This is a genomic window from Kitasatospora hibisci, from assembly GCF_043950205.1.
GTDB lineage: Bacteria > Actinomycetota > Actinomycetes > Streptomycetales > Streptomycetaceae > Kitasatospora > Kitasatospora hibisci.
On the sequence record NZ_CP171642.1, the window covers coordinates 3,265,822 to 3,291,004 of the forward strand.

Sequence of the window (25,183 nt, forward strand, 5' to 3'; positions counted from 1 at the left end):
GGCCACTCCGCCCCGGGCTGAGGTGAACAGCGCGGATCCGTGCACACAGCCGAGGTCAGAGCAATTCTCGGATTCGCCTCACCACCGGGCTGAAGCCCGGGGCACTGCGAACAGACCCGGTAGCAGCCGGAGCCGGACCGGCGCACGCTCAGACCGTGCCGATCACGTCCCGGACCTCGGCGAAGTGGCACGCCGACTCGTGCGCCGCCGGACCGCTCAGCCCGGACGGCACCGCGAGCAGCGGGACCTCGGTGCTGCACCGCTCCTGCGCCTTCCAGCAGCGGGTGCGGAAGCGGCAGCCGGACGGCGGGCTGGCCGGGGACGGCAGGTCACCGCTCAGGAGGATGCGCTCGCGCTGCTCCCGTCCGGTCGGGTCCGGCACCGGCACCGCGGAGAGCAGCGCCTGGGTGTACGGGTGGGTCGGATGGGAGTAGTTCTCGTCCTCCGTCCCGATCTCGACCATCTTGCCGAGGTACATCACACCGACGCGGTCGGAGATGTGCCGGACGATGGAGAGGTCGTGCGCGATGAACATGTAGGAGAGCTCGAACTCGCTCTGCAGCTGCTCCAGCAGGTTGATCACCTGCGCCTGGACGGACACGTCGAGCGCGGAGACCGGCTCGTCGCAGATGATCACCTCCGGCTTGAGCGCGAGGCCGCGGGCGATGCCGATGCGCTGGCGCTGGCCGCCGGAGAACTGGTGCGGGTACCGGTTGATGTACTCCGGGTTCAGACCGACGACGTCCAGCAGGTCCTGGACCGCCTTGCGGCGGTCGCCCTTCGGCGCCACCTCGGGGTGGATCTCGAACGGCTCCCCGATGATGTCGCCGACCGTCATCCGCGGGTTCAGCGAGGTGTACGGGTCCTGGAACACCATCTGGATGTTCCGGCGGACCGCCTTCAACCCGGCACCGGAGAGCCGGGTGATCTCCTCGCCCTTGAACAGCACCCGGCCCGAGGTGGCCCGCTCCAGGTTCATCAGCACCTTGGCCAGCGTGGACTTGCCACAGCCGGACTCGCCGACGATGCCGAGCGTCTCCCCCTTCCGCAGTTCGAAGGAGACGCCGTCGACCGCCTTGACCGCGCCGACCTGCCGCTTGAAGACGATGCCCTGGGTCAGCGGGTAGTGCTTGACCAGGTCCTCGACCTCCAGGATGGGCTCAGCCATGGAGGGTCTCCTTCCAGAAGTGGCAGGCGCTGCGACGGCCCGGCAGGTCGGCGCCCTCGGCGTCCAGCACCGGTGTCAGCCGCGGGAGTTCGGTGCGGCAGCGGTCCGCCGCCCGGTCGCAGCGCGGGTTGAAGGCGCAGCCCTCGGGGATCCGCAGCAGGCTCGGCGGCAGACCCTGGATGGCGTAGAGGCTCTGCCCCTTCTGGTCCAACCGGGGGATCGAGTTGAGCAGGCCCTTGGTGTACGGGTGGGCCGGCCGCGCGTAGAGCTCGTGCACCGGGGCGGTCTCGACGATCCGGCCCGCGTACATCACGGCGATCTTGTCCGCGACGTCGGCGACCACGCCGAGGTCGTGGGTGATCAGGATCAGGCCCATGTTGAACTCGGCCTGGAGCTCCGCCAGCAGGTCCATCACCTGGGCCTGGACGGTCACGTCCAGGGCGGTGGTGGGCTCGTCCGCGATGATCAGGTCCGGCTCCATCGACAGCGCCATCGCGATCATGATGCGCTGGCGCATACCGCCGGAGAACTGGTGCGGGTAGTCACCCACACGCTGTCGCGCGGCGGGGATGCGCACCCGCTCCATCAGCTCGATCGCCTTGGCCTGGGCGTCCCGGCGCGAGGCGCCCTGGTGCACCCGGAACATCTCGCCGAGCTGGTAGCCCACGGTGAGCACCGGGTTGAGCGAGGAGAGCGCGTCCTGGAAGATCATCGCGATCTTCCGCCCGCGGATCGCCCGCCGCGCCTTGGGGGCCATGGTGAGCAGGTCCTCGCCACGGAAGCGGATCGCGCCCGCGGTGATCTTCCCGGGCGGCATGTCGAGGATGCCCATGATCGCCTGCGCGGTCACCGACTTGCCCGAGCCGGACTCTCCGAGCACCGCCAGGGTCTCACCGGCCGACACCGAGTAGCTCACGCCGTTGACGGCCTTGGCCACGCCGTCCCGGGTGTGGAACTCGATGTGCAGGTCGTCGACATCCAGCAGCGGGGTGCCGGGCTCCAGGCTCTCCCGGCCGCCGCCGAGCAGCTCCACCGCGTCCAAGCGCGGCGCGCCGTCCCGGGACGGCTTCGTCGGCTTCGTCGTGTCACTCATCGTCCGCAGCCCTCCTATCGCAGCTTCGGATCGAGGGCGTCGCGGACCGCGTCGCCGAGCATGATGAACGCCAGCACGGTGATGCTCAGCACGATGGCCGGGAAGAGCAGCACGTGCGGCGCGTTCAGGAAGCGGGACTGCGCGTCACTGATCATCAGCCCCCAGGAGATCGCCGGGGACTGGATGCCGATCCCGAGGTACGACAGCGCGGCCTCGGCACCGATGTAGACGCCCAGGTTGATGGTCGACACCACGATCACCGGGGCGACGGCGTTCGGCAGGATGTGCCGGGTGACGATCCGTCCGGTGCCGGCGCCGAGCGCCCGGGCCGCGACCACGTAGTCGTTGTGCTTGTTGGAGAGCACCGCCGAGCGCATCAGCCGGTAGATCTGCGGCCAACCGAGCACGGCCATCACCGCGGAGACCGTCCAGGCGTTGCCCTTGCCCCAGGTCGACATGATCAGCATGCCGCCGAGCAGCAGCGGGATGGCGAAGAAGATCTCGGTGACCCGGGAGAGCGTGCTGTCCCAGAGCCGGCCCACCCAGCCGGCCCAGAGCCCGAGCGTGCCTCCGATGGCGACCACCAGCGAGGTGGTCAGGATGCCGACGATGATCGAGTTTCGGGCGCCCCACACCGTGCGGGTGTAGATGTCGCAGCCCTGGACGTCGAAGCCGAACCAGTGGTCCGCGCTGGGACGCTTCAGCGAGTCGGCGAGGTTGCAGAAGCCGCCCTCGGTCGGGTCCTGGTCGGTGAACAGCTGCGGGGCGACGGACAGCGCCACCATCAGCACCACCAGGAACGCGCCGATCAGGAACAGCGGGTTACGGCGGAGGTCGTACCAGGCGTCGGTCCAGAGGCTGGCCACCCGCTCGGTGCCCGCACCGCCGCCCTTGGCGGTGGCGGCGTCCGCGACCGCGCCCGCGGCCCCGGCGGCCGGCACCGGGCCGGCCGTCCCGGTGCCGGCCGATCCGGTGCCGGTCTGGCCCGGGATCGCCGCCTTCGTGTTCTCGCTCTTCGTCGGCTCACTCATAGCGGATCCTCGGGTCAAGGACGGCGTACAGCAGGTCGACCACCAGGTTGGCGAACAGGTAGACCAGCACCAGGGCGCTGACGATGCCCACCACGATGGTGCGTTCCCGCAGGTAGACGGACTGGAAGAGCTGGTGTCCGACCCCGGGGATGTTGAAGATGCCCTCGGTGATCACCGCGCCGCCCATCAGCCCGCCGAGATCCATGCCGATGAAGGTGACGATCGGGATCAGCGCGTTGCGCAGGCCGTGCCGGATCACCACCCGGAACGGGCTGAGGCCCTTGGCGACCGCCGTCCGGACGTAGTCCGCCCGCATCACCTCGATCAGGCTGGTCCGGGTCAGCCGGGCGACGTACGCCAGTGAGGTCGCGGCCAGCACGTACGCCGGCAGCAGGTAGGAGCGGAAACCCGCCTCCTCGTTGAAGGACACCGTGAAGAAGTCGATGCCCCAGTCGTTCTTCAGCTTCACCCCGAGAAGCAGCTGGAGCACGAAGCCGATCACGAAGGTCGGGATGGAGATGACCATCAGAGTGGAGATCAGCACCAGGTTGTCGAGGAACCGCCCGCGCCGGAGGGCGGCCAGCACACCGGCGGCGACGCCCACCGCCATCTCCAGCGCCACCGCGGCCAGCGCGAGATTGATGGTGTACGGGAACGCGCGGGTCATCACGTCGACGACCTCGTTGCCGCGGTAGTCCTCGCCGAAGTCGCCCTTGAACAGTCCGACCAGGTAGTCCCAGTACTGGACGAAGAACGGGTCGTCCAGGTGGTAGCGGTCCCTCAGGACCGCGACCACGGCGGGGTCCTGCCGCTTCTCACCGGCCAGTGCCGTGATGGGGTCGCCAGGCAGCAGGAAGACCAGTGCGTAGATCAGGAACGTCGCGCCGAGGATCACAGGTATGGCCTGGATCATCCGGCGGACCACATAGCGGCCCATGCGGCCTCCTCGTGGTTCGGGGCACGCCGGCGCCGGGCGGCGCGAGGGTTGCCCGCGCCGCCCGTCAGGGCGTGCCGGTCAGCGGGTTCGAGGTCAGGCCAGCTCGACGTTGGCGAGGTCGATCCGGTTCTGGGCGTCGATGACCACGTTTTTCACGGCCTTGGTGTAGGCACCGGAGGTCATGTACGTGTACACCGGGATGTACGGCAGCTCCTTGATCAGGATGTCGTCGGCCTGCTGGTAGAGCTTGATGCCCTCGGTGTCCGAGGTGGCCGAGTCGGCCTTGGCGAGCAGGGCCTCGAAGTCCTCGTTGACGTAGCCGCCGTAGTTGGACCCGTTCTCGATGGCGATCTTGGAGAAGATCGGCCGCAGGTAGTTCTCGATCGACGGGTAGTCCATCTGCCAGGCCATCCGGAACGCACCGGAGTACTTGTGCTCGCCGAGCGCGGTGAGGATCGCACCGAACTTCTCGAACGGCTTGAAGGTGACCTCGATGCCGAGGTTGCTCTTCAGCTGGTTGCCGACGGCCTCGATCCACTCCTTGTGGCCGCCGTCCGCGTTGTAACCGATCTCCAGGGTGTTGCCGGGCAGGCCGCCGGCCTGGGTGAAGAGCTCCTTCGCCTTCGCCGGGTTGTACTTGGCGGCGTCGCCGAGCGCGCCCTGGCGGTAGCCCGGAATGATCGGGCTGATGAAGTCGTCGGCCGGCTTGCGGGTCCCGGAGAAGATCGTCTTGGTGATCGATTCCCGGTCGATCGCCATCGAGATCGCCTTGCGGATCTCCGGCTTTCCGAACGCCGGATTCGTAGAGATCGGGAATCCGAGGAAGCCGACCCCGGATTCCGGCTTGTAGATGTAGCGGTCACCGAACTCCTGCGCGACGGTCGACATCGCCGAGATCGGCAGCTTGTTGGTGATCTGGATGTTGTCCGCGCGCAGGTCGTTGTACGCGGTGTCCAGCTTGTCGTAAATCTTGAAGGTGACGGAATCCAGCTTCGCCTTTCCGTCCGCCGCCGGGAAGTTCTCGTACCGCTTCACCTTGATCTGCTTGTTGTGCTCCCACTTGCCGTCCATCTGGAACGGCCCGTTGCCGATCGGCGCCTCCTCGAACGCCTTCGGGTCGGCGAAGAAGGCCTTCGGCAGCGGGTAGAACGCGGTGTAGCCGAGCATGGTCTTGAACTGCGAGAACGGCGCCTTGAGGGTCACCGTGAAGGTCCTGTCGTCGACGACCTTGAGGCCCTTGAGCTCCTTGGCGGCCGGCTTCTTGTCCTTGCCCGGCGCCAGCTCGTCGGCGCCGAGGATCTTGTCGTAGAAGGGCAGGCCCTCCTGCGCGTTGTCCTGGTCGGCCCCGTAGTTCCAGGCGTCGACGAAGTTCTGCGCGACGACCTTCTCGCCGTTGTGGAAGGTGTAGCCGTCCTTGAGCTTGATCGTCCAGGTGGTGGCGTCGGTGGTCTCGATCGACTGGGCGACCCGCAGGGTCGGGGCGTTGGTCTTGCGGTCGTACTCGACCAGTCCGGCGAAGAGCTGGGCGAGGACCTGCGCACCCTCGGACTCGGCGGTGTTCTGCGGCACCAGGCCGTGCTGCGGCTCGCCCGACTCGATGCTGATCGAGCCGCCCTTCTTGCCCGATCCGCCACTCCCCTGGTCCGACGACTTCTCGTCCCCACCGGTGCTGCAGGCGGAGATCGCCAGCGCGGTGCACGCCGCCAGCGCGGTCCAACGCATCGTCTTGGTGAGCCTCATTCAACTGCTCCTCGATTTAGGGGCTTACGAACGAACGGCAGGTCCCGCCACTCGGTGTGCCGGACATGGCGGAGGACGACATCGCAGGGCCGATCCACGCAGTTGGCGAGGTGACCGCTGATATGCGCAGAGCAACTATCGATCAACCGACCCCTTCCACGGAATCGCCGTCACATCTCTTTTCAATTACATGCTCAGACCAAGTCGTGACAATGCGCGCCAATTCCTGCATATCGCGCCCGGAGGATTTCGCTCCGGATTCCGGATAACGGACGGCGAGGCCCGGTATCCGACGCCTTACGGAGCGTAATGATAAATTCCGGGCGGGAATTCCGGAGTTCCCGCAGGACAACAGCAGGGCGCGCCCTCCGGAGGGAGGGCGCGCCCTGGTTCGCCGGGTGGACCGGCGCTGTCAAACGGTTTCCGGCGGACCGGCCGCACCCCCCGGCTCGGCCTCGCGTTCGGCCGCGAAGTGGCAGGCCGAGTCGTGCACGGCGAGCCCGTCCAGCCAGGAGGGCGAGGACAGCGGCGGGACCTCCAGGGCACACCGCTCCTGCGCCTTCCAGCAACGGGTGCGGAACCGGCAGCCGGACGGCGGGTTGGCCGGCGACGGCACGTCCCCGGTGAGCACGATCCGGTCGCGGCTCTCGCGCGCCTGCGGGTCCGGTACCGGCACCGCGGAGAGCAGCGCCTGGGTGTACGGGTGGGTCGCGTGGTCGTAGATCTCCGCGTCGGTGCCGATCTCGACCATCTTGCCGAGGTACATCACGCCGACGCGGTCGGAGATGTGCCGGACGATGGAGAGGTCGTGCGCGATGAACATGTACGAGAGGTTGAACTCGCTCTGCAGTTGCTCCAGCAGGTTGATCACCTGCGCCTGGACGGACACGTCGAGCGCGGAGACCGGCTCGTCGCAGATGATGATCTCGGGCTTGAGCGCGAGGCCGCGGGCGATGCCGATGCGCTGGCGCTGGCCGCCGGAGAACTGGTGCGGGTACCGGTTGATGTACTCCGGGTTCAGACCGACCACGTCCAGCAGGTCCTCGACCGCCTTGCGGCGTCCCCCCTTGGGCGCCACCTCGGGGTGGATCTCGAACGGCTCCCCGATGATGTCGCCGACCGTCATCCGCGGGTTCAGCGAGGTGTACGGGTCCTGGAACACCATCTGGATGTTCCGGCGGACCGCCTTCAACCCGGCACCGGAGAGCCGGGAGATCTCCTCGCCCTTGTAGCGGACCGACCCGCTGCTGGCCGGCTCCAGGTTCATCAGCACCTTGGCCAGCGTGGACTTCCCGCAGCCCGACTCCCCCACGATGCCGAGCGTCTCCCCCTGCATCAGGTCGAACGAGACGCCGTCGACCGCCTTGACCGCGCCGACCTGCTTCTTGAAGACGACGCCCTTGGTGAGCGGGAAGTGCTTGACCAGCTCCCGCACCTCCAGGATCGGCTCGCCGCGCCGCACCTCGTGGGCGAAGGCCGCCTCCTCCGGTACCGACGCCCCCATCGCGGTGGCCCCGTCAGCGGTCATGGAGCGTCTCCTTCCAGAAGAAGCAGGCGCTGCCCCGCCCGGCCAGCTCGGTGCCGTCGTCCTCGGTCACCGGGAAGAGCTCCGGCACGTCGCTCCGGCAGATCGCCTGGGCCCGCGGGCAGCGCGGGTTGAAGGCGCAGCCCGCCGGGATCCGCAGCAGGTTGGGTGGCAGGCCCTTGATCGCGTACAGCTCCTGGCCCTTCTGGTCCAGGCGCGGGATGGAGTCCAGCAGGCCCTTGGTGTACGGGTGCGCCGGCCGGGCGTAGAGCTCGTGCACCGGGGCGGTCTCGACGATCCGGCCCGCGTACATCACGGCGATCTTGTCCGCGACGTCGGCGACCACGCCGAGGTCGTGGGTGATCAGGATCAGGCCCATGTGGTACTCGGCCTGGAGCTCCGCCAGCAGGTCCATCACCTGGGCCTGGACGGTCACGTCCAGGGCGGTGGTGGGCTCGTCCGCGATGATCAGGTCCGGCTCCAGCGCCAGGGCCATCGCGATCATGATGCGCTGGCGCATACCGCCGGAGAACTGGTGCGGGTAGTCACCCACGCGCTGCTTGGCAGCGGGGATGCGCACCCGGTCCATCAGTTCGACGGCCTTCTCCTTCGCCTCCTTGCGCGAGGTTCCGCGGTGAGCGCGGAACATCTCGCCGAGCTGGAAGCCCACGGTGAGCACGGGGTTGAGCGAGGAGAGCGCGTCCTGGAAGATCATCGCGATCTTCTGGCCGCGGATCCTCCGCCGCTCCTCCTTGCCCATCGCCAGCATGTCCTGGCCCCGGAAGCGGATCTCGCCCTTGGGGATGCGGGCCGGCGGCATGTCGAGGATGCCCATGATCGCCTGCGCGGTCACCGACTTGCCCGAGCCGGACTCGCCGAGCACCGCGAGCGTCTCCCCGGCCCGCACGCTGTAGTTGACGCCGTTGACCGCCCGGGCCACTCCGTCCCGGGTGACGAACTCGACGTGCAGGTCCCGGACGTCGAGCAGCGGCCCCTCGTAGGGCGCCTCCCGCTTCGGCTTCCCGGTGTCGACCTCTGTGGTCACGATCGCTCCCCTTCGCTCAGCGCAGCTTCGGGTCGAGGGCGTCGCGGACCGCGTCGCCCATCATGATGAAGGCCAGCACGGTGACGGAGAGCGCCGCGGCCGGGAAGAACATCACGTACGGCGCCGTCCGGATCACCTTCTGGGCCGAGGCGATGTCGATGCCCCAGGAGATGGTCGGGTCCTGCAGGCCGATGCCGAGGAAGCTCAGCGTGGCCTCGGTGGCGATGTAGCCGCCGAGCGCGATGGTCGCCACCACGATCACGGGTGCCACCGCGTTCGGCAGGATGTGCCGGACCATCAGCCGCCCGGTGCCTGCGCCGAGCGCCCGTCCGGCCATCACGTAGTCGGCCTGTTTGACCGTCAGAACGGCGCCGCGCATGACCCGGGCGATCTGGGTCCAGCCGAGGACGACGAGGGCGAGGACCACGGCCCACACCGTGCGGCTGGAGAAGCCGTTCAGCAGCACCAGGGCGCCGAGCAGCAGCGGGACGCCGAAGAAGATGTCGATGATCCGGGAGAGCACCGCGTCCACGGCGCCGCCGAAGTAGCCGGCCACCATGCCGGTCAGGCCGCCGAGCAGGGTGACCCCGGCGGTGACGAAGATGCCGACCGTGATCGAGGCACGGGCGCCGTACACCACGCGGGCGTAGATGGAACGGCCCTGGGCGTCGTAGCCGAACCAGCCGGCGCCGAAGAAGTCCGTCCAGTCCGGCCGTTTGAGGTAGTCGTGGACCAGGTCGGCCTTGCGCGGGTTGGCGTCGGTGAAGGCCCAGGGGAAGATCGACATGATGATCAGCAGCAGGATCAGCAGCGCGGAGATCAGGAAGATCGGCCGCCGCCTGAGATCCCGCCAGGCGTCGCCCCAGAGGCTGCGCGCCTCCTCCCGCTTGGTGGCGTTCTCCTCGACCAGGGTCTCCTGCTCGACCGCCATGCCCTGCTCCCCGGCGAAGTCCAGGTGGTCGACGCCCGGCTTCGGGTGCGGCTCGAAATCGCTCTCGTCGTGGAGGTCAGGCATAGCGGATCCTCGGGTCCAGGACCGCGTAGAGCAGGTCGACGATCAGGGAGGCGACCAGGTAGACGATCACCAGGACGGTCACGATGCCGACCACGGTGGGGCCCTCCTTCTGGTTGATCGCCCGGTACAGGACGTTGCCGACGCCCTGCACGTTGAAGATCCCCTCGGTGACGATGGCGCCGCCCATCAGCGCGCCGAGGTCGGTGCCGAGGAAGGTGACCACCGGGATCAGCGAGTTGCGCAGCAGGTGCCGGCTCACGATGGTCCGCCGGGGCAGGCCCTTGGCGACCGCCGTGCGCATGTAATCGGCCCGCAGGTTCTCGCCGATGGACGTGCGGGTGAGGCGGGCCACGAACGCCAGCGAGAGCGAGCCGAGCACGATCGCGGGCAGGATCAGCTGGGAGATGTCGGTCGAGTCCTGCACGGTCGGCGTCACCCAGCCCAGGTTGGTCGCGAAGATCGTCTGGGCGATGTACGCGAGCACGAAGACCGGGATCGAGATCACGACCAGGGTGAGGAAGAGGACCGCGGTGTCCTCGATGCTGCCGCGTCGCAGGCCGGAGATCAGGCCGAGCGCCAGACCGAAGATCAGCTCGAACCCGAAGGCGAGCAGCGCGAGCCTGATCGTCACCGGGAAGGCGTCCGCCATGATGTCGGTGACCGAGCGACCGGTGAAGCTGGTGCCGAAGTCGCCCTGGAAGAGGTTCCCCATGTAGTGCAGGTACTGCTTCCAGACCGGCTGGTCGAGGTAGTACTTGTGCTTGAGGTTGGCCACCACCGCGGGGTCGGCGGCCTTCTGCCCGAACAGCGCCGAGACCGGATCGCCCGGCAGCGCGTAGACCAACAGGAAGATCAGCAGCGTGGCGCCGAAGAACACCGGGATCATCTGCAGCACCCGCCGCAACACGTAACTGCCCATCCGAGCCCTCCTTCCTAGGTGACCGATCGGCCGGACGGCCGACGGGGCCGAGTGCCCGGGCCCCGCCCCCTGTGCGGGGAGGGCGGGGCCTGCCGGGGGTGGGGCCCCTCCTGCCGACACCGGGGTAGGGCCCCTCCTGCCCGATGGCGGGCGAGGAGGGCGATCAGCCCTTGACCTCGACCTGGGTCCAGGCCGGGTTTCCGAAGGAGTCGAAGGTGACGTTCTGGACGTTGGTGGAGTAACCCGAGTTGGTGCGGTAGTACCAGAGCGGGATGGCCGGCATGCCGCTGCCCAGCACCGCCTCCGCCTGCTGGTAGCCGGTCACCGAGCCCTGGATGCTGTCCGCCTGGTCCGCCTGGGTGGACAGCTGGTCGAACTCCGGGTTGCTGTAGCCGAAGTCGTTGGACGCGGCACCGGTGCGGTAGACGTCGGCGAGGAAGTTGGCGTTCAGCGGGTAGTCCTGCACCCAGCCGGTGCGGAACATGCCGTCGATCTGGTGCCCGGTGATCGCCGCGCGGGCGGTCTTGAAGTCGGGCTTCGGGTCGCCGACGCACTCGACGCCGGTGCTCTGCCGGATCGAGTTGCAGACCGCGTCGACCCACTCCTTGTGGCCACCGTCGGCGTTGTAGGTGATCGTCAGCTTGTTGTTCGGGACGCCGCCGCCCTGGGCGATCAGCTGCTTCGCCTTGTCCGGGTTGAACGTGCAGAAGTCCCCGCACTGGCCCGACTTGTAGCCCTCGACGCCGTCCGCGACCCAGGCGCTGGCGGGCGCCCGCGAGCCCTGGAGCACGGTCTTGGTGATGGTGTCGCGGTCGATGGCCATCGAGATGCCCTGGCGGACGAGGGCCTTCTCCGGCGGGGCCCAGTCCGACTGGTACAGCGTGAAGCCGAGGTTCTGGATGGCGCCCTGCGGGGAGTCGATCGCGCGGTCGCCCAGGTCGTTCTTGTACGTGGCCAGTGCGGAGGGCGGCACCTGGTCCATCACGTCCAGGTTGTTGGACTGCAGGTCCGCGTAGGCGGCCTCGGCGGTGCTGTACATCTTGAAGACGACGCCGCCGTTCTTCGGCTTGTCCACGCCCTGGTAGTTCGGGAAGGTCTTGGTGACCACCTGCTGGTTGTGGTCCCAGCTGACGAACTGGTACGGCCCGTTGCCCACCGGCTTCTGCCCGTACCCGGCCGGGTCGTTGAAGAAGCCGGCGGGCAGCGGGGAGAAGGCGATGTAGCCGAGCTTGTACTCGAAGTACGAGACCTTGCCGCTCAGCTTGATGGTGAAGTGCGTGTCGTCGACGACGGTCAGCCCGGACATCTTGGTCGCGGTCGGCTGGCCGCTCTCCGGGTGGACGTCCTTGTAGCCCTCGATGTCCGCGAACCAGGAGCTGTTGATCTGGTTGTTGGTGGACGTCGCGCCCCAGTTCCAGGCGTCCACGAAGCTGCTGCTCTGGACCGGGGTGCCGTCGTGGAAGGTCCAGCCGGACTTCAGCGTGACGTTGAAGGTCTGCGAGTCACTGGTGTCGATGCTCTCGGCGACCTGCATGCGCAGCTTGGCGTCGCTCGGGTCGTAGTCGACCAGGCCCTTGAAGAGGTTCTGGATGATGCGACCGCCGCCGGTCTCGTTCGCGTTGGCCGGCTGCAGCGGGTTCTGCGGCTCGCTGCTCTGGTAGCTGAAGGTCTTGTTGCTGTCCGACGAGCTGCTGCCGCCTCCGCTGCTGCTGCACCCGCTGGCCACCAGGGCCACGGATGTCGCACCGGCGAGGACCCATCGAGCGCGGGTGGCTACGGGCATGGATGTCCCTCCTCAAGGTGTGTGTCGCATCACACCCCATGAGAAGCGCGGCCGTGCGGCGGCGCGAGCCGGGTACCCCCGGACGGGTGCAGGTGCCTGCCCTCCCGGGTTGACGGAACGCCGGAAGGGCCCGCGGCTCGAAAGCCGCGGACCCTTCCGGGTGACGTCCGGGGATCAGACGGCGGCGGCCGTCTCCCGGACCTCGGCGAAGTGGCACGCCGACTCGTGCTTGGCGGCACCGGTCAGCACCTCGGGCACCGCGAGCAGCGGGACCTCGGTGCTGCAGCGCTCCTCCGCCTTCCAGCAGCGGGTGCGGAAGCGGCAGCCGGACGGCGGGTTGGCCGGCGAGGGGATGTCGCCGGTCAGGATGATCCGGTCGCGGCTCTCGCGCGCACCCGGGTCCGGCACCGGCACCGCGGAGAGCAGCGCCTGGGTGTACGGGTGGGTGGCGTTGTCGTAGATCTCCTCGTCCGTGCCGATCTCGACCATCTTGCCGAGGTACATCACGCCGACGCGGTCGGAGATGTGCCGGACGATGGAGAGGTCGTGCGCGATGAACATGTAGGAGAGCTCGAAGTCGCTCTGCAGCTGCTCCAGCAGGTTGATCACCTGCGCCTGGACGGACACGTCCAGGGCGGAGACCGGCTCGTCGCAGATGATGATCTCGGGCTTGAGCGCGAGGCCGCGGGCGATGCCGATGCGCTGGCGCTGGCCGCCGGAGAACTGGTGCGGGTACCGGTTGATGTACTCGGGGTTCAGCCCGACGACGTCCAGCAGGTCCTGGACCGCCTTGCGGCGGTCGCCCTTCGGCGCCACCTCGGGGTGGATCTCGAACGGCTCCCCGATGATGTCGCCGACCGTCATCCGCGGGTTCAGCGAGGTGTACGGGTCCTGGAACACCATCTGGATGTTCCGGCGGACGGCCTTGAGGGCCGCGCCGGACAGCTTGGAGATGTCCTCGCCCTTGAACAGGACCTGGCCGGAGGTGGCCCGCTCCAGGTTCATCAGCACCTTGGCCAGCGTGGACTTGCCACAGCCGGACTCGCCGACGATGCCGAGCGTCTCGCCCTTCATCAGGTCGAACGAGACGCCGTCGACCGCCTTGACCGCGCCGACCTGCTTCTTGAAGAGGATGCCCTGGGTCAGCGGGTAGTGCTTGACCAGGTCCTTGACCTCCAGGATGGGCTCAGCCATGGAGGGTCTCCTTCCAGAGGTGGCACGCGCTGCGGCGGCCGGTGAGCTCCTTGCCGTCCTTGTCGGTCACCTGGTGCAGCTTCGGGATCTCCGAGCGGCACAGGTCGGTGGCGACGTCACAGCGGGGGTTGAACGCGCAGCCGGCCGGGACCTTCAGCAGGTTCGGGGGCAGGCCCTTGATCGCGTACAGCTCCTGGCCCTTCTGGTCCAGGCGCGGGATGGAGCGGAGCAGGCCCTTGGTGTACGGGTGCGCGGGGTTGGAGTACAGCTCGTGCACCGGGGCGGTCTCGACGATCCGGCCCGCGTACATCACGGCGATCTTGTCCGCGACGTCGGCGACCACGCCGAGGTCGTGGGTGATCAGGATCAGGCCCATGTTGTACTCGGCCTGGAGCTCCGCCAGCAGGTCCATCACCTGGGCCTGGACGGTCACGTCCAGGGCGGTGGTGGGCTCGTCGGCGATGATCAGGTCCGGCTCCATCGACAGCGCCATCGCGATCATGATGCGCTGGCGCATACCGCCGGAGAACTGGTGCGGGTAGTCACCAACGCGCTGTCGCGCGGCGGGGATGCGCACCCGCTCCATCAGCTCGATGGCCTTCTCCCGGGCCTCCTTCCGGGAAGCGCCGCGGTGCACCCGGAACATCTCGCCGAGCTGGGCACCGACGGTCATCACCGGGTTCAGCGAGGAGAGCGCGTCCTGGAAGATCATCGCGATCTTCTGGCCGCGGATCTGCCGGCGCTGCTCCTCCTTCATGGCGAGCATGTCCTCGCCGCGGAAGAGGATCTGGCCCTGGCTGATCTTGCCGGGCGGCATGTCGAGGATGCCCATGATGGTCTGGGCGGTCACCGACTTGCCGGAGCCGGACTCGCCGAGCACCGCCAGGGTCTCACCGGCGGCCACGGAGTAGTTGACGCCGTTCACGGCCTTCGCGACGCCGTCCCGGGTGTGGAACTCCACGTGGAGGTCGCGGACCTCCAGTAGCGGGGTGCCAACCTCAAGGCGGCCGCTCTTCTGGTTCTTCTCGATCACGGTGGTCATCGGGTCGTCACCTCTTCTCTCAGCGGAGCTTCGGGTCGAGGGCGTCGCGGACCGCGTCGCCGAGCATGATGAAGGCCAGCACGGTGACGCTCAGCGCGGCCGACGGGAAGAGCAGCACGTGCGGCGCTTCGAGGAACCGGTCCGAGGCACTGCTGATCATCAGACCCCAGGAGATCTGCGGCGGCTGAACGCCGATCCCGAGGTAGGACAGGGCCGCCTCGGCGCCGATGTAGACGCCGAGCGAGATCGCCGACACGACGATGACCGGTGCGATGGCATTCGGAAGGATGTGCCGGAAGGTGATCCGGCCACTCCCCGCGCCCAGTGCCCGGGCCGCCATCACGTAGTCGTTGTTCTTGTTGGACAGCACCGACGCACGCATGATGCGGAAGATCTGCGGCCAGCCAAGCACCGCCATGACCAGCGAGACGCTGTAGGCGTTTCCGGCCCAAGGAATCATCGACATGATCAGCATGCCGCCGAGCAGCAGGGGGATCGAGAAGAAGATCTCGGTGAAGCGGGAGAGAACGCTGTCGACGATGCCGCCCTTCCAACCGGCCCAGAGCCCGAGGAGGGCGCCGACCACCGTCACGAGGACAGTGGTGAGGATGCCGACGATGATCGAGTTCCGGGCGCCCCACACCGTACGGGTGTAGATGTCGCAGCCCTGCACGTCGAAGCCGAACCAGTGGTCCGCGCTCGGCCGCTTCAGCGAGTCGGCGAGGTTGCACGCATCGTTGTCGAACGGGCTTCCGTCGGTGAACCATCCAGGCACGATCGAGAGGATCAGCAGGAAGGTGACCAGTACTCCGCCGATGATGAAGACGGGGTTGCGCCGGAGGTCTCGGACCGCGTCGGTCCACAGGCTCGCAACGCGCTCCGGCTTCTGCTTCTTCTCCGGAGAGTTCTTCGAACTGGTGTCGTCGGACGGGGCCTCGCTGCCCCTGGTGATGGTGTCACTCATAGCGGATCCTCGGGTCGAGCACGGCGTACAGCAGATCGACGAGCAGGGTGGTGACCAGGTAGATCAGCACCAGCAGCGTGACCACGCCGACGATGATCGTGCCCTGCTTCTGGTACACGGACTGGGCGAGCAGACCGCCGATACCGTGGATGTTGAAGATCTTCTCGGTGATCACCGCACCGCCCATCAGGCCACCGAGGTCGGCGCCGAGGAAGGTGACGATCGGGATCAGCGCGTTACGGAGAGCGTGACGGCCGATCACCCGACGGCGCTTCAGCCCCTTGGCGACCGCGGTCCGGACGTAGTCCGCGCGCATGGTCTCCATCAGGCTGGTGCGGGTCAGGCGGGCGACGTAGGCCAGCGACATCGAGGCCAGCACGAAGGCCGGCAGCAGGTATCCCCGCAGTCCGTCGTCCTCATTGAATGAGACCGTGAAGAAGTCGAAGCCGTAGTCGTTCTTGAGCTTGACACCGAGGAGCAGCTGAAGAACGAAGCCCGTGACGAAGACCGGGATGGAGATCACCAGCAGCGTGCTGATGAGCACGAGCTGATCCAGGAACTTGCCCTTGCGGAGGGCCGCCATCACACCGGCCAGGACACCGATGACCGCCTCGAAGACGAAAGCCACGAGGGCGAGGTTCACGGTGTACGGGAAAGCGTCACTGATCATGTCGCTCACGGCGCGACCGGTCAGGCTCTCCCCGAAGTCCCCTTGGAAGACGCCCTTCATGTACTCCCAGTACTGGACCAGGAAGGGGTCGTTCAGGTGGTACTTGTTGCGGATGATTTCCGCGACAACCGGGTCGGCGCGCTTCTCGCCGGCCAGCGCCTGCACCGGGTCGCCGGGCAGGCTGAAGACCAGCCAGTAGATCAGAAACGTCGCACCGATCAGCACAGGGATCGCCTGTATCAGTCGGCGGATCACATAGCGGCCCATCAGACCTCCATACTTTCGGACAAGGAAGGGAGGCGGGAGGACTCGGACTGTAGTCCGGTCCGCCCGCCCCCGTTCGTCTGACTACCAGATCAGCCGGCGAGCTCGACCTGAGCCAGGTTCATGCGACCCTGGGCGTCGGTGTCGAAGTTCTTGATCTTCTTGCTGTAGGCCGCGGAGGACATGTAGGTGTACACCGGGATGTACGGCAGGTCCTGGATCAGGATGTCGTCAGCCTGCTGGTAGAGCTTCAGGGCCTCGTCGTCGGTCTTGGCCTGGTCGGCCTGGTCGAGCAGGGTCTCGAACTGCTCGTTGACGTAGCCGCCGTAGTTGGAGCCGTTGTCGATGGCGACCTTGGAGAAGATCGGACGCAGGTAGTCCTCCATCGACGGGTAGTCCATCGACCACGCCATGCGGAAGGCGCCCGAGTACTGCTTGTCGCCCAGCGCGTCCAGGATCTTGCCGAACTTCTCGAACGGCTTGAAGGTGACCTCGACGCCGAGGTTCTTCTTCAGCTGGTTGCCGACGGCCTCGATCCACTCCTTGTGGCCACCGTCGGCGTTGTAGCCCAGCTCGATGGTGTTGTTCGGAACACCGCCGGCCTGGGTGAAGAGCTCCTTGGCCTTGGCCGGGTCGTACTTGGCCGCGTCGCCCATGGCGCCCTTGCGGTAGCCCGGGATCAGCGGGCTGACGAAGTCGTCGGCCGGGACGCGGGTGCCCGAGAAGATGGTCTTGGTGATCGCCTCGCGGTCGATCGCCATCGAGATCGCCTTGCGGATCTCCGGCTTGCCGTAGGCGTCCGGGTTGGTGGCGATCGGGAAGCCGATGTAGCCGACGCCCGACTCCGGCTTGTAGATGTAGCGGTCGCCGAACTCGGCCTTGACGCCGGCCATCGCCGAGATCGGGAGCTTGTCGGTGGCCTGGATGTTGTCGGCGCGCAGGTCGTTGTAAGCCGTCTCCAGCTTGTCGTAGATCTTGAAGGTGACGCCCTGGAGCTTCGCCTTGCCGTCCGAGGCCGGGAAGTTCTCGTAGCGCTTGACCTTGATCTGCTTGTTGTGCTCCCACGAGCCGTCCATCTCGAACGGGCCGTTGCCGATCGGCTTGTCGCCGAAGGCCTTCGGGTCGGCGAAGAACGCCTGCGGCAGCGGGTAGAACGGGTTGTACCCGAGCATGGTCTTGAACTGCGAGAACGGCGCGGAGAGGGTGACGGTGAAGGTCTTGTCGTCGACGACCTTCAGGCCCTTGAGCTCCTTGGCGGTGGGCTTCTTGTCCTTGCCCGGGGCCAGCTCGTCGGCGCCCTCGATCTTCGCGTAGAACGGCAGGCCCTCGGCGGCGTTGTCCTGATTGGCGCCCCAGTTCCAGGCGTCGACGAAGGACTTGGCGGTGACCTTCTCGCCGTTGTGGAAGGTGTAGCCGTCCTTGATCTTGATCGTCCAGACCTTGCTGTCCGTGGTCTCGATGGACTCGGCCACGCGCAGCTTCGGGGCGTTGGTCTTGAAGTCGTAGTCGATCAGGCCGGCGAAGAGGGCGTTCTCGACCTCGGTGCCCTCGGACTCCGCGGTGTTCTGCGGAACCAGACCGTGCTGCGGCTCACCCAGCTGGACGGCGATGGTGCCGCCGCCGGAGGACGCCTTGTCGTTGCTCTTCGAGCTGGTGCTGCAAGCGGTCGCCGCGAGGGCGATCGCGGTCGCCGCGACGAGCCACTTGGTCTGGGTTGCACCGCGCATGGGGGATGCCTCCTGAAATCGACTTTTCAACGAGGAGAGCACTTCGGGCGGCTGACGCCGCTTCCGCTGTGCCGTCCGCGCTCGTGGTTTCGGCGCGCACCCCTGCGCGTTAACCCTTGACCCGAGCCTGACTGCACCCACTATCCGTCACGCACGGACACGAAAGTGAACACTGCCGATCTCAATTAGGTCACATGAACGGTCGGTAAGTTTCGGAAATCGGACATATAAGACATACCCAGACAGGTACCAAACGGACAGTCGTCATGGATGACGGACTGCCGTGTTCGCTCAGCGGACACCCTGCCGCGGTTAGCGCTATTCCGTTTATACGCGCGTCGACAACTTGGAGTAGTTGAAAAAGATCGCCCCCCTTCCCATTGGAAAGGGGGGCGATCGTTTCAGGCCAAAGGGCCTCGGAAGGCGGAGATCACGCCTTCTTCGCGCGCGAGGCGGTACGGCCGCGGTCCTTCTGGTCGAGGACGACCTTACGGATGCGAACAGTCTCCGGGGTCACCTCGATGCACTCGTCCTCGCGGCAGAACTCCAGCGACTGCTCCAGCGAGAGCTTGCGCGGGGGGACGATCGACTCGGCCACGTCGGCGGTCGAGGACCGCATGTTGGTGAGCTTCTTCTCCTTGGTGATGTTCACGTCCATGTCGTCGGAGCGCGAGTTCTCACCGACGATCATGCCCTCGTAGACCTCGGTGCCCGGCTCGCAGAAGAGCACGCCGCGCTCCTGCAGGTTGGTCATCGCGAAGGCGGTGACGACGCCGGCCCGGTCGGCCACCAGCGAACCGTTGTTGCGGGTGCTCAGGGTGCCGAACCACGGCTCGTGGCCCTCGTGGATCGAGTGCGCGATGCCGGTGCCGCGGGTGTTGGTGAGGAACTCGGTGCGGAAGCCGATCAGGCCGCGGGACGGGACGACGAACTCCATCCGGACCCAGCCCGAGCCGTGGTTGGACATGTTGTCCATCCGGCCCTTGCGGACACCCATCAGCTGGGTGACGGCACCCATGTGCTCCTCGGGGACGTCCACGGTCAGACGCTCCACGGGCTCGTGGGTCTTGCCGTTGACCTCCTTGGTGACCACCTGCGGCTTGCCGACGGTCAGCTCGAAGCCCTCCCGGCGCATGGTCTCGATCAGGATGGCCAGCGCCAGCTCACCGCGGCCCTGCACCTCCCAGGCGTCCGGGCGCTCGGTGTCCAGGACGCGCAGCGAGACGTTACCGATCAGCTCGCGGTCCAGGCGGTCCTTCACCTGGCGGGCGGTGACCTTGCGGTCGACCTTGACGCCGGACTTGGCGTCCGCGCCCTTGCCGCTGCCGCCCCGGCCGACCAGCGGCGAGGTGTTGGTGCCGATGGTCATCGAGATGGCCGGCTCGTCCACCGTGATCAGCGGCAGCGCGATGGGGTTCTCCGGGTCGGCCAGGGTCTCGCCGATCATGATCTCCGAGATGCCGGCGACGGCGCAGATGTCACCGGGGCCCGCCACCTCGGCCGGCTTGCGGGTGAGCGCCTCGGTCATCAGCAGCTCGGAGATGCGGACGTTGGAGATGGTGCCGTCGCGCTTGATCCAGGCCACGGTCTGGCCCTTGCGCAGCTCGCCCTGCTCGACGCGGAGCAGCGCGATGCGGCCGAGGAAGTTGTCGGCGTCGAGGTTGGTGACGTGGGCCTGGAGCGGCGCGTCCTCCTCGAACGTCGGGGCCGGGACGTGCTCCAGGATGGTGGAGAAGAACGGCTCCAGGTTGGTGCTGTCGGCCGGGACGGTGCCGTTCTCCGGCTTGGTCAGCGAGGCGACGCCGTCACGGGCGCAGGCGTAGACGATCGGGAACTCGATCTGGTCCTCGTCCGCGTCCAGGTCCAGGAAGAGGTCGTAGGTCTCGTTGATGACCTCGTCGATCCGGGCGTCCGGACGGTCCGTCTTGTTGATGCAGAGGATGACGGGCAGACGGGCGGTGAGCGCCTTGCGCAGCACGAAGCGGGTCTGCGGCAGCGGGCCCTCGGAGGCGTCGACCAGCAGGACGACCGCGTCCACCATCGACAGACCGCGCTCGACCTCGCCACCGAAGTCGGCGTGGCCCGGGGTGTCGATGATGTTGATGGTGATCGGCGCGCCGCCGTCCTTGGGGTGGTACTTGACCGCGGTGTTCTTCGCGAGAATGGTGATGCCCTTCTCGCGCTCCAGGTCGTTCGAGTCCATCATGCGGTCGTCGAGCTGCTGGTGGGCCGCGAAGGCACCGGCCTGCTTGAGCATGGCGTCGACCAGGGTGGTCTTGCCGTGGTCGACGTGGGCGACGATGGCGACGTTACGGATGTCGTTGCGCGTGGGCATGCCTAGCGGATTCTCCCGGAATCGTGGGTTACGGCGCCCGGCCCGCGAGACGCCGACCGGCGATCCCTGTTGATCGCCGCCGCCCGTTCCGCCTGCTACTACCGGTCCACCCGCCGGGCAGGACATGCCACGGCTTCCTCCTATCGTACGGGGAACCACCCAGGTGGGCCGAAACGGCGGCCTCGGGCGGGACCAAGATCACAGGCTGGGCGGGATAACGATCGGCTCCGCCGTGCACGACTACGGCGTGCACCCTTCCGGTTCCTGTGCTGCGTCTCCCCAGACCGGAACCGCGCGTCATGCGAGCAGCAGGGCCCTGTCCCAACCGGAACGGGCGGGCGCCCCCGTGGCGTAGCACCAGAGTGCGAGCAGTATTCCCACGGCGCCGTCCAGAAAGCCCGGGTGGTTCAGCCGGAGTCCGGTTGCCTCTTGGATCACGGTGAACCCGAACGGAGCCTCGGAGTCGAAGGAATCGATCAGACTTCCGGCCAGCCGGTCGGCCGCCTGGCCGAGGGCGTCAGAGTCCTGCATGTGCCGGAAGGCCTCCGCGACGACCAGCAGTCCTGCATGTCCATGACAGATGCTGGGGCCAGTCAACCCGATTGTGGTCCGGCTCAGAGCCCCGGCAAGCGCGGAACGGGCGGTACGAACCCAATCCGGTTCACCCAGGGCCTCCCCGGCCAGCCGTAGCGAGTTCGCAATGCCCGGGGTGCCGTAGCACCAGGACGGGCGTGTGGCCGAGCCGTCGTGAGGCCGCCCGACCGCGAGTTCGTGCAGGCCGATTCCGGTCGGCCAGAACGGCCCGGCCTCGTCCCCCTGCTGCCACTCCTGCAGCCAACTCACGATCTTGCGTACGGCCGATTCCACCCGCTCGTGTCGGTACCCGTTCCCCCATGCGATCGCGAGGAGTGCCAGGGGCCCGCTGATCCCGTGGGCCAGCCCGAAGTTCCCGTGGCCGCCAGGTGTGTCATCCTCGAATGTCATGCCGTGATCCACCCACCACCCGGGCACGCCTTCCCCGAGATCATCTCGCTGCGAGAGTACGAGTTCGACCACGTAGGACAACACCTCCTGCGCCGCAGCCGCCTCGCCGGCCGCAAGGAGGTGGCGCCCGACCCCGGTGACACCACTGATCACATCGAAATCGTGGAACTGGCGTTTGTGGCCGCCGTCGGCCAAGACTGTCCTCCTGGCTCCGGCGAACCCGGCCATGAACTCGGCAGTCCTGCCGTCGACCCGCGATCTGAGGAGGCCGTAGTCCTCCGGCCCGTGTGCTGCGGCATGGGCGGCGAACGAATATGCGGCCAGCCCGTTGTACAGCCCACCCGCCAACGCATGACTCGCATGCTTGCCGGCCGCCGCCAGGTACTCGTGCGCGACGCGGCGGAAGTACCGATCATGGTGTCCGAGCTCGGCGGGCAGGAGAGTCACGCCGGGGAATCCGCTGGCCAGCGACAGAGGTTCCCACATGGGCTGGCCAGCCGCCTCGCCCGAAGGTGTCCGGCCACCGCTGTCCAGTGCCGTGAGTTCCAGAGCTGCCGGGTCGGCCATCCGCTTGGCAACCTCAAGGACGAGCTCGGCCGCGGTCGATCGCAGATGCGACATGGCTCACCTGGTCCTTTCGAGGTGGGACCATGCTGCATTGCGCACGATACCGCCGACCCGGGTCTCGGTGTCGCGGCTGGTTCCGGCCAGTCTGTTGAAGTGCATGTGGAGCAGACTCCTCAGCACACGCGTTCCCTCCTGCGTGGGCCTAGCGTCCCGGAACAGCGCTCGACCGTACTCCCGGGCAGGATCTGTCCAACGGCTCCAACCAGCCACCAGGGAGGCCCCGGCATCGGTCGTCCGCAACTTCGCCCAGTCACTGGTCGGATCCAGCAGGGCGAGTTCGCTGGCAGGGGGCAGTTCGCTCCGGACAGTCGCAACCCGGTCGATGCTGTCCACGATCCAACGGTTCCACCCCCACTCACCGAACGACTGCAGAAGCCCGATGAAGTTGATCGCGGCCTGCGTGTCTCGGCGCATCGGGAGGGAGCCACGAGCTCTCGCCTGCAGTTGCGCCAGCACGATCTCACTATCCGCGTGGAAGAAGGCCTCGGCAGCCTCCATGAGACCGGGGCCGCCGTACCGTGCGTACTCGGGCTCGTATGCCTCGAGCACGGTGCCGCGAATGAGGCGCTGCGCGACAAGGTCGTCGGACCACTCGTGCACAGCAGCCATCACGTGAGTCCGCATGTCGTCCGGCGTGCCGTGCAGTCTGATCCGCAGGTGTGCGTCAGGATCCGCGTACCTGATGAAGAACCACCGGTCGAAGCGGCCCTCACAGGCGGCCAGCAGCCGCGGAACCTCGAGCGAGAGGAGACGGTCCTGCCCGGTCCGATTCGCGTAGACCTTCAGGTACACCCACTCGCCACCGGGTTGGAAGACGCCCCTAGGGCCGATCATCCGTGTGGGGACGAGGTCCGCGCGCCGACGCGCCACCGTCCGGCGGGAGCCGTCCGGACCGGGTGATGCGGCTACCGTCTCCCGCTTCAGCGGGAAGACGACCTCGTTGGCGTGTCCCCCGCTCCAGCCGAAGTCCTCGTCACCCGCACAGATCTCGAAGAGGCACAGGTCCGGGTTCCTGGTGAGTTCCGCCCTGAGCAGCCTGCAATGCAGGACATCGGTCAGGTCGAGGTCAAGGCACCGGTCGACGAGAACGGTCCTGATCCGGTCGGGAACGTTCCACTGCGCTTGCCAGTCACGGAGTGCTTCCAGCCATTGCGTCCAGTTCTCGTCTCCACCCCCCCTCATTGCATCCGAAGGTAGCCAGCGGGCCGGCTGAAGGATCGTGCGACCGTAGACGACCCTCGGCAGGTACCGGAAGCTCTCGAAGTCGCCCCAGCTCCAGCCCCTCCATTGCTGGAGGCCCTCGCGTGAGAGCTCTGTCATCAGGCGCGCCACGTTCGGGGCGGCGGTGGCAAGGTTCAACATGTGCGGGATCACGACCTTGACCCGGCCGCCGGTCGGAGCCCAGACGAGCCTCAACCTATTTCCGCGTACCACCACGGCAAGGTCTTCGAGGTCGAGGCGGGCATCCTTGTCAGCGACCGGATAGGCGCCGACCGCTATGGTGCGCGCGGCGACGCGCGGCGTCCGGGTCACATTGTGCAGCCTGCTCTCCGCGGGCTGGAAGTCGATCTCCGCGATGATCAGGTCCTCCTCCGCGGACTGGTCCGAGAACAGTTCTCGAAGTAGCGACGTCGCGTCGAGCATGTGGGCGAACCGACCCAGCATGCTGCCAGCAGCCGTCGAGCCGATGGTCGGTGAGATCACCAACCTGAAGTCGCCCGCATCCATGGCAGCGGCCGACGGCGCTAGTATCTGTACGCAGAGGTCCAGCGATTCCGCCGTACCGTCGTCCGGATGGGCCAGCCGGTCGAGGTGCTCGTCGTCCAGCACCAGCTCATCGTTGCCACTCAGGAGGCAGTCCTGCAGGAGGTCGGCGAGGATGCTGGTCCGCTTCGCGTCCTCGCCTGACTGGCCTACGGCCGCCTGCTCGCCGGCGGCCGTTGAGGCGGGCCAGATGTACGAGGCCGGCGCTCCGATTCCCGCATGCGGATCCAACAGATCCAGCAGCGGCACCACAGCGTCCTCTCCATAGCGTTCGAGGAAGAGGGACAGATACTCGCTCTGGTGCCGGGCCACCCGGCGCGGAGCCATCCGCCACAGAGCCGCAGCCGCCTTCTCCGCTTCCTTCGCGACGGTCTGGCCGACCGCGAACTCCGCATCGAGCCTGAGGTCCACCTGGAACGGAGACCGCCCCCCGGAGTGAATCTGCCGCATCGCCTTCGCGGCCACTGCCCGAAGATCACTTCCGGCCCCCGGCCCCGAGCCGGCGTAACGGTCGAGGAGGTCCGCAACGTTCCGCAGAGCGGTTGCATCACCGGCCGCTTCACGTTGAAGGAAGTCGATCAGGTGATCGAGGGGATCCACATCTCCCCCGCCGGCCTGGAACTCGGTGAGGAGTACCTCGTTCCGCATGAGCGAGTGGAGCATCCGATCGATGGTCTCCTCGCCCGCCCCGGGATGTGCATCGCACATCGCCTCCACGAGTCGTCGATAGTTGACGCCGTTCGCCGACTCGTTCATGACGCTTCTCACCGCAGGGGTGAACCGAAGCGATATTTCCGCATTCCTCGACCCAGCAGCCACTCCTTCGCCGGAGCGGGCAGCATAGGGCAGGATGAGCCGCCCACCGCGGACCGAGCACAAATTGTTCCAGGCCACCCCGACCGCGTACCTCGTGTTCCGATCCTCGAGCATTGCCATGGCAACTTCAAGGACCCATCCCGCGTCGGCTCGGACGTGCTTCCGGTGCTCCTCCCCGATCCTCACGCGGGTCTCGTCGGCCAGTGACCCGAGCGAAACCCCTGCCATCGTGCCGAAGGGGGTCGGCCGGTTCTTCATGCGCAGGCGGTAGCGCAGCGTCGACAGCATAACGCGCTCCACCCGCCGGGGGTCCGGCTTCCGGCCGTCCCGAATATCGGACAGAGCCTTCCCGAGTTGCGGGCTGGATATGTCGACAGCCTCGTGGAAGATTTCGTCGGACGCCATCACGGACAGCATCTCCGTCAACTTCACAGAGTAGCCCGGCTGATCCGGATCCAGCACCGGAGGCGCGTCGGCCGGTTGGCCGGAACGACTCGTCGCAAGTCGAACGAGAACAGGCTCCTGCGCTTTGAATTTCTG

Annotated in this window: 18 protein-coding genes; all 18 read right to left on the bottom strand. The window is 67.3% G+C overall.

Going from position 1 to position 25,183, the window contains the following annotated elements; genetic code table 11:
- Positions 1–148: 148 nt before the first annotated feature.
- Positions 149–1,168, bottom strand: a complete 1,020-nt coding sequence (locus ACF9IK_RS13870; RefSeq protein ID WP_395294517.1) for an ABC transporter ATP-binding protein — start codon at positions 1,166–1,168, stop codon at positions 149–151.
- A complete protein-coding gene (locus ACF9IK_RS13875; RefSeq protein WP_395294518.1) occupies positions 1,161–2,261 on the bottom strand; it encodes an ABC transporter ATP-binding protein in 1,101 nt (366 codons plus the stop codon). Before ACF9IK_RS13875 ends, ACF9IK_RS13870 begins: the two co-directional genes overlap by 8 nt.
- Positions 2,262–2,275: 14 nt before the next feature.
- Complete coding sequence (locus ACF9IK_RS13880; RefSeq protein WP_395294519.1) at positions 2,276–3,292, bottom strand: ABC transporter permease; 1,017 nt, start codon at positions 3,290–3,292, stop codon at positions 2,276–2,278.
- Positions 3,285–4,229 (bottom strand): ABC transporter permease, encoded by a 945-nt coding sequence (locus ACF9IK_RS13885; RefSeq protein WP_313765382.1) that lies wholly within the window; start codon positions 4,227–4,229, stop codon positions 3,285–3,287. The genes ACF9IK_RS13880 and ACF9IK_RS13885 overlap by 8 nt, the downstream gene beginning before the upstream one ends.
- A gap of 93 nt (positions 4,230–4,322) precedes the next feature.
- Complete coding sequence (locus ACF9IK_RS13890; protein WP_395294520.1) at positions 4,323–5,969, bottom strand: peptide ABC transporter substrate-binding protein; 1,647 nt, start codon at positions 5,967–5,969, stop codon at positions 4,323–4,325.
- Between the two features lie 412 nt (positions 5,970–6,381).
- Positions 6,382–7,473, bottom strand: coding sequence for an ABC transporter ATP-binding protein (locus ACF9IK_RS13895; protein WP_395298569.1), 1,092 nt, complete (start codon positions 7,471–7,473; stop codon positions 6,382–6,384).
- Between the two features lie 13 nt (positions 7,474–7,486).
- Positions 7,487–8,539, bottom strand: coding sequence for an ABC transporter ATP-binding protein (locus tag ACF9IK_RS13900; RefSeq protein ID WP_395294521.1), 1,053 nt, complete (start codon positions 8,537–8,539; stop codon positions 7,487–7,489).
- Positions 8,540–8,555: 16 nt separating this feature from the next.
- Positions 8,556–9,470, bottom strand: a complete 915-nt coding sequence (locus ACF9IK_RS13905; protein WP_395298570.1) for an ABC transporter permease — start codon at positions 9,468–9,470, stop codon at positions 8,556–8,558.
- Positions 9,471–9,546: 76 nt separating this feature from the next.
- Positions 9,547–10,473 (bottom strand): ABC transporter permease, encoded by a 927-nt coding sequence (locus ACF9IK_RS13910; protein ID WP_395294522.1) that lies wholly within the window; start codon positions 10,471–10,473, stop codon positions 9,547–9,549.
- 163 nt (positions 10,474–10,636) lie between these two features.
- Positions 10,637–12,256: a peptide ABC transporter substrate-binding protein gene (locus tag ACF9IK_RS13915; protein ID WP_395294523.1), complete on the bottom strand. Its 1,620-nt coding sequence runs from the start codon at positions 12,254–12,256 to the stop codon at positions 10,637–10,639.
- Between the two features lie 174 nt (positions 12,257–12,430).
- Complete coding sequence (locus ACF9IK_RS13920; protein ID WP_395294524.1) at positions 12,431–13,450, bottom strand: ABC transporter ATP-binding protein; 1,020 nt, start codon at positions 13,448–13,450, stop codon at positions 12,431–12,433.
- A complete protein-coding gene (locus tag ACF9IK_RS13925) occupies positions 13,443–14,492 on the bottom strand; it encodes an ABC transporter ATP-binding protein (protein ID WP_395294525.1) in 1,050 nt (349 codons plus the stop codon). The genes ACF9IK_RS13920 and ACF9IK_RS13925 overlap by 8 nt, the downstream gene beginning before the upstream one ends.
- A gap of 19 nt (positions 14,493–14,511) precedes the next feature.
- On the bottom strand, positions 14,512–15,456 hold the full coding sequence (locus ACF9IK_RS13930) for an ABC transporter permease (RefSeq protein ID WP_395294526.1): 945 nt from the start codon (positions 15,454–15,456) through the stop codon (positions 14,512–14,514).
- A complete protein-coding gene (locus ACF9IK_RS13935; protein WP_395294527.1) occupies positions 15,449–16,393 on the bottom strand; it encodes an ABC transporter permease in 945 nt (314 codons plus the stop codon). The genes ACF9IK_RS13930 and ACF9IK_RS13935 overlap by 8 nt, the downstream gene beginning before the upstream one ends.
- Positions 16,394–16,482: 89 nt before the next feature.
- Positions 16,483–18,117, bottom strand: a complete 1,635-nt coding sequence (locus ACF9IK_RS13940) for a peptide ABC transporter substrate-binding protein (protein ID WP_395294528.1) — start codon at positions 18,115–18,117, stop codon at positions 16,483–16,485.
- Between the two features lie 430 nt (positions 18,118–18,547).
- Positions 18,548–20,452 (bottom strand): translational GTPase TypA, encoded by a 1,905-nt coding sequence (gene typA, locus ACF9IK_RS13945; RefSeq protein WP_395294529.1) that lies wholly within the window; start codon positions 20,450–20,452, stop codon positions 18,548–18,550.
- A gap of 297 nt (positions 20,453–20,749) precedes the next feature.
- On the bottom strand, positions 20,750–22,057 hold the full coding sequence (locus ACF9IK_RS13950) for a lanthionine synthetase C family protein (protein ID WP_395294530.1): 1,308 nt from the start codon (positions 22,055–22,057) through the stop codon (positions 20,750–20,752).
- Between the two features lie 3 nt (positions 22,058–22,060).
- Positions 22,061–25,060 (bottom strand): lantibiotic dehydratase, encoded by a 3,000-nt coding sequence (locus ACF9IK_RS13955; protein WP_395298571.1) that lies wholly within the window; start codon positions 25,058–25,060, stop codon positions 22,061–22,063.
- Positions 25,061–25,183: the final 123 nt, after the last annotated feature.

Coding starts and splice junctions, on each gene's coding strand:
- ACF9IK_RS13870 (WP_395294517.1), bottom strand. CDS start 1,168: ATGGCTGAGCCCATCCTGGAGGTCGAGGACCTGGTCAAGCACTACCCG.
- ACF9IK_RS13875 (WP_395294518.1), bottom strand. CDS start 2,261: ATGAGTGACACGACGAAGCCGACGAAGCCGTCCCGGGACGGCGCGCCG.
- ACF9IK_RS13880 (WP_395294519.1), bottom strand. CDS start 3,292: ATGAGTGAGCCGACGAAGAGCGAGAACACGAAGGCGGCGATCCCGGGC.
- ACF9IK_RS13885 (WP_313765382.1), bottom strand. CDS start 4,229: ATGGGCCGCTATGTGGTCCGCCGGATGATCCAGGCCATACCTGTGATC.
- ACF9IK_RS13890 (WP_395294520.1), bottom strand. CDS start 5,969: ATGAGGCTCACCAAGACGATGCGTTGGACCGCGCTGGCGGCGTGCACC.
- ACF9IK_RS13895 (WP_395298569.1), bottom strand. CDS start 7,473: ATGGGGGCGTCGGTACCGGAGGAGGCGGCCTTCGCCCACGAGGTGCGG.
- ACF9IK_RS13905 (WP_395298570.1), bottom strand. CDS start 9,470: ATGGCGGTCGAGCAGGAGACCCTGGTCGAGGAGAACGCCACCAAGCGG.
- ACF9IK_RS13910 (WP_395294522.1), bottom strand. CDS start 10,473: ATGGGCAGTTACGTGTTGCGGCGGGTGCTGCAGATGATCCCGGTGTTC.
- ACF9IK_RS13915 (WP_395294523.1), bottom strand. CDS start 12,256: ATGCCCGTAGCCACCCGCGCTCGATGGGTCCTCGCCGGTGCGACATCC.
- ACF9IK_RS13920 (WP_395294524.1), bottom strand. CDS start 13,450: ATGGCTGAGCCCATCCTGGAGGTCAAGGACCTGGTCAAGCACTACCCG.
- ACF9IK_RS13925 (WP_395294525.1), bottom strand. CDS start 14,492: ATGACCACCGTGATCGAGAAGAACCAGAAGAGCGGCCGCCTTGAGGTT.
- ACF9IK_RS13930 (WP_395294526.1), bottom strand. CDS start 15,456: ATGAGTGACACCATCACCAGGGGCAGCGAGGCCCCGTCCGACGACACC.
- ACF9IK_RS13935 (WP_395294527.1), bottom strand. CDS start 16,393: ATGGGCCGCTATGTGATCCGCCGACTGATACAGGCGATCCCTGTGCTG.
- ACF9IK_RS13940 (WP_395294528.1), bottom strand. CDS start 18,117: ATGCGCGGTGCAACCCAGACCAAGTGGCTCGTCGCGGCGACCGCGATC.
- typA (WP_395294529.1), bottom strand. CDS start 20,452: ATGCCCACGCGCAACGACATCCGTAACGTCGCCATCGTCGCCCACGTC.
- ACF9IK_RS13950 (WP_395294530.1), bottom strand. CDS start 22,057: ATGTCGCATCTGCGATCGACCGCGGCCGAGCTCGTCCTTGAGGTTGCC.
- ACF9IK_RS13955 (WP_395298571.1), bottom strand. CDS start 25,060: ATGCTGTCCGTGATGGCGTCCGACGAAATCTTCCACGAGGCTGTCGAC.